We start from the raw sequence: 4637 nt of genomic DNA, 5'->3' as shown, positions 1-4637 counted from the left end.
GTCCCAGAGTATCTGACATTTTTAAAAGAAATCAACGTCGATAAAATTACTTTGGGTGATCCAGGTATTGTGTTTATTATGCAACGAGATGGATTAGAAATTCCTTACGTTTATGATGGCGAAACCTTGGTAACGAGCTCACGTCAAATCAATTTTTGGAGTAAACGAGGAGCCATCGGAGCTGTCCTAGCTCGGGAAGTACCTTTTGAAGAAATGGTCGCAATGGAAGAAAACTTAGCAGTTCCAGCTGAAATTCTTGTCTATGGGGCGACGTGTATTCATCAATCGAAACGCCCATTAATTCAAAATTACTACAATTACACAAAGAACGACAAAGGGGTTACAAAAGACGAAGGGCTGTTTATTTCTGAACCCAAAAAACCAGAAACCCACTATTCCATTTATGAAGATAGTCATGGTACGCATATTTTTGCCAATAACGATGTGAACTTGATGAATGAGTTAACAAACTTGTATGACCATCACTATCGCACATGGAAGCTCGATGGCCTTTACACGCCAGGTGAAAATTTTGTCGCGATTGCTCGCTTATTTGCTGAAGCGAAAGCTGCACTTGAAGCGGGAACTTGGTCCGAAGATCAAGCAGCTCATGCAACAGCTGAAATTGAAAAATTACATCCAACAGGTCGTGGCTTAGACAATGGTTTCTTTGATTTAAGTGCCGATGCAATAAAATAAATTGATTCATTTAAGGGGAAGAAGAACATGAAAGTAATGACAGAACGAACATTGAAGCGTCCCGAGGTGTTGGCTCCAGCCGGGACGCTAGAAAAACTAAAAGTCGCAATTCGTTACGGTGCCGATGCCGTTTATATCGGAGGGAATGCCTACGGTCTGCGTAGCCGCGCAGGAAATTTCACGCCAGAAGAAATGGCGGAAGGCGTAGCCTTTGCCCGCGAACATAATGCGAAAGTTTATGTCGCTGCCAATATGGTCACTCATGAAGGAAACCAGGAAGGGGCAGGAGCGTTTTTCAGAGAATTGCGAGACATCGGAATTTCAGCTGTGATTGTTTCCGATCCAGCTTTAATCGAAATTTGTGCGACAGAAGCACCAGGTTTACCTATCCATTTATCGACACAAGCTTCAGCAACCAACTATGAAACATTAGAATTTTGGAAAAATGAAGGCTTAGAACGTGTGGTTTTAGCGCGCGAAGTTTCAATGGAGGAAGTTGCAGCGATTCGTGAAAATACGGACATTGAAATTGAAGCCTTTATTCATGGAGCAATGTGTATTTCATATTCAGGACGTTGTACTTTGTCCAATCATATGTCGATGCGGGATGCCAATCGTGGCGGTTGCTCTCAATCTTGTCGTTGGAAATATGAGTTATTTGATATGCCTTTTGGGACAGAACGTCGGAGCAAAACCAGCGAAGGGGAAGTTGAAGAAGAGTTTTCAATGAGCGCCGTAGATATGTCTATGATTGAACATATTCCAGAATTAATTGAAAATGGTGTCGATAGTTTTAAAATTGAAGGCCGCATGAAATCCATTCACTATGTTTCGACAGTCGCTAATGTGTATAAAAAAGCCGTCGATTCTTACATGGAAGACCCTGAAAACTATGTCTGCCAACAAGAGTGGATTGATGAATTATGGAAAGTAGCACAACGTGAATTAGCAACTGGATTTTATTACAATACACCAAGTGAAAATGAACAATTATTCGGCGAACGTCGTAAAATTCCACAATATAAATTTGTTGGCGAAGTGATTGCGTACAACGAAAAGACGCAAGTCGCAACGATTCGTCAACGGAACCTTTTCAGTGTCGGCGATGAAATTGAATTTTATGGTCCCGGGTTTACCCATTTCCACCAAACCGTTAAAGAGATGTATAATGAAGACGGTGAAGCGATCGATCGGGCACCTAATCCCATGATGTTATTAACAATGGAAGTGACGCAACCTGTTGCAGTCGGCGATATGATTCGTAAGAAAAAATAAACCAGCCAAAAGGAGGAGTAAATATGAGTGTCCGCGTGAATGATTTATTAAAATTACCGTCTTTGCGAGAAGCAACGGTACTTTCTGGTAAAAACCAATTGGACACATCTGTTGCTTCTCTTTCTTTTTTAGAAGTCTCTGATATGTCTTTGTTTTCGGAAAAACTTCACAAAACAAATGAATACCACGCTGGCGAAATTTTGATTGGTTCATTTTGTGCCATTCGTCATGATGTGGTGAAGCAATGCGAAACGATTCGGCATCTCCATGAATTAGGCGAAGTAGGCCTAATCTTGTACTACGTTGGGATTATCGTACCGAAAGTTGCAGAGGAAGTGATTCAATTAGCGGATTCTTTAGGTTTTATTTTAATCCAAATGCCTAAAAATGATCCCACATTACGCTACAACGAAGTCATTTATGAAGTCATGAAATTGTTAGTCAATAAAAATAAAATGGCTTCTTTTGCAACAGACCTCTTGGAAAAAGTTTCCCTTTTGCCTGAACAAAACCGCAGTGTGGAAATGACCTTGAAAATCCTATCCGATTTTTTAAAAGTCAATATTGCGTTAACCACCTATACCAATGAAATCATCAGCACCATCAATTGGCCGCGAAGCACGAAATTACCCTTAACCAAGTTACTTTATCAATCACAAGAGAAAGTAGCGTTGGGAGAAACGACCTACTTCATTACCTCGCAAAAACTTCCTCAGAAAGATGGACAAACATTGAAGCTTTACTTCATTCGAGAAGAAGAGCAGTTAACCTCTTTTGAGATGAATCAAGCGGTGGAAGTTGTTCAGATGGCTCTGAATTTATGGGGGAAAAACTATGACGAAGTCAGTGAGTATGCCTTAGTCCAAGCAATCATTAACGATGAAAGTGATAAGATGTACCAATTAGCCAAAAAATTAATGATTGATATTTCTTCTGTCGAAACGATGTGGCTTTTGCCTATTTGGCAACAAGGACAAGAAATCCACGCTATTCAGCAAGATTTGAAAGATTTCCTACGTTACTATTACCAAACAACGATTGTCCAGCAAACAGAAAATTACCTGATTGTTCTCTTAGGTAATTATTTACACAAACAACCTGAAGCCACGATTAGTAAAGAATACTTGCAAGCCACAGACTATCAGGACTATTTAGGTGAAATCATCCTTTGTCCGAAAGTTCGTAACACGACTGAAGTGCGTGTCAGCTACCAAACCGCTAATCAAGTCGCGCCGTTTTTAAAGCGCGTCTATCCACAAAGAAAAGTGTTATCAATCGCAGAAATTCGTACAGTTCAACAAATGATGACGTGTCTCCAAGCAGGAGAAGAAGCAATCCAACAACGCTTAGCAGTTATCCAACCTCTCTTAAAAGAATCAGAGCAGTTAATGACATTAGGGACGTTTTTACTAGATGCAAGTAGTGATTTTAAAGAATGCGGCGAACGCCTATTTGTTCATAAAAATACGGTCAAATATCGTATCAGTAAAATTAATGAAGCGCTCGGCTATGATATGACCAACGCCGCCGAAGCCTATGAAGTCTATTTGGCGATGATCTTATATCGCTTGGTCACGAATGAATGAAAAAAGCAGACAATCGGCAGTAGCCGATTTGTCTGCTTTTTATTTTAAGCCAAAACTTCCTCGATATTTTTTTCAATTTGAAAAAGACCTATGACTGATTTTTCGTTATAATTGAAAAAATAATTAAGGAGGAATGAGAATGAAATTAAAAAATGAGCAACAACAATCGTGGCTTAGCTTAGCATTTGTTTGGGCGGGCGCAATGATTAGCGTGCCAGGATTAATTATTGGAGGAACGTTAGTTGCAGGCATGCCTTTATGGGAAGCTTTGTTAACAGGATTTATTGGTTACGGTATTATTGTTATTTTAATGATTTTACAAGGAATTCAAAGTTCCGACTTACAAGAACCTTCTGTCAAAGTCGCTTCTCAAGTGTTTGGCATTCAAGGCTCGCAAAAGATTATTTCCATTATTCTAGCGATTGCTTGCTTAGGTTGGTTTGGCTTGCAAGCCAATGTCAGCGGCGGCGCCTTCACGAACTTTTTAAAAATTTACGGCATTGATTTACCTGTGTCGCTTTCTTCCTTAATCTGGGGAGTTATCATGCTTATTTCGGCTCTTTATGGCATAAAAATATTGAAAATTCTGAATTATTTTGCGGTTCCTGTGTTAGTTCTGGTTTGTCTTTATGGCTTGGTGGCTTCGTTAAGAAACAACGGTTGGGAAGCTGTTAGTCAATATACACCTCAAACAGCAGGAAGCTTTATGTCAGGTCTTTCAATGACTGTCGGTTCTTTTGCATTAGGCGCAGTAATTGCTGGAGATTACTCTCAGTATGTTTCTTCTCGTAAAGATGTGGTTAAAGCGGCCACCTTAGGGATTTTACCGACAGGCTTGTTGATGATTGGCGTTGGTGCGGTCTTGACCATTGCATCGAACACCGCAGATATCACGGAAGTTTTTATGAATCTCGGTTTTCCAGTTTTAGGAATTATTGCGCTAATTTTAGCAACTTGGACCACGAATGCCGTGAATGCTTTTTCTGGCGGACTGGCCTTGATTAATGTCTTTGATATTCCAAAAGAAAAAGAAAAAGTCGCTGTCGGTGCGGCCGGCGCGATTGGGACCTTATTAGC

4 protein-coding genes are annotated in these 4637 nt (G+C 40.2%); all 4 read left to right on the top strand.

Going from position 1 to position 4637, the window contains the following annotated elements:
• Nucleotides 1-699: U32 family peptidase (locus KQI94_RS15505; protein WP_216454599.1), on the top strand; the 699-nt coding region annotated here is incomplete at its 5' end.
• 27 nt (nt 700-726) lie between these two features.
• Nucleotides 727-1974, top strand: coding sequence for a U32 family peptidase (locus KQI94_RS15500; RefSeq protein ID WP_002368523.1), 1248 nt, complete (start codon nt 727-729; stop codon nt 1972-1974).
• 23 nt (nt 1975-1997) lie between these two features.
• Nucleotides 1998-3560 carry a PucR family transcriptional regulator gene (locus KQI94_RS15495; protein ID WP_002354724.1) on the top strand — a complete coding sequence of 521 codons (1563 nt, stop codon included), beginning with the start codon at nt 1998-2000 and terminating at the stop codon, nt 3558-3560.
• A gap of 133 nt (nt 3561-3693) precedes the next feature.
• Nucleotides 3694-4637: cytosine permease (locus tag KQI94_RS15490; protein WP_216454596.1), on the top strand; the 944-nt coding region annotated here is incomplete at its 3' end.

Origin of the sequence: Enterococcus sp. S183_ASV_20 (assembly GCF_018919685.1) — a bacterium.
Classification (GTDB): Bacteria; Bacillota; Bacilli; order Lactobacillales; family Enterococcaceae; genus Enterococcus; species Enterococcus faecalis.
The sequence above is the reverse complement of the archived record's forward strand: the minus strand, read 5'-3'. Positions and strand labels throughout refer to the sequence as shown.

Bases quoted from the DNA above. Each gene is read 5' to 3' on its own strand.
- KQI94_RS15500 (WP_002368523.1), top strand. From the start codon at position 727: ATGAAAGTAATGACAGAACGAACATTGAAGCGTCCCGAGGTGTTGGCT.
- KQI94_RS15495 (WP_002354724.1), top strand. From the start codon at position 1,998: ATGAGTGTCCGCGTGAATGATTTATTAAAATTACCGTCTTTGCGAGAA.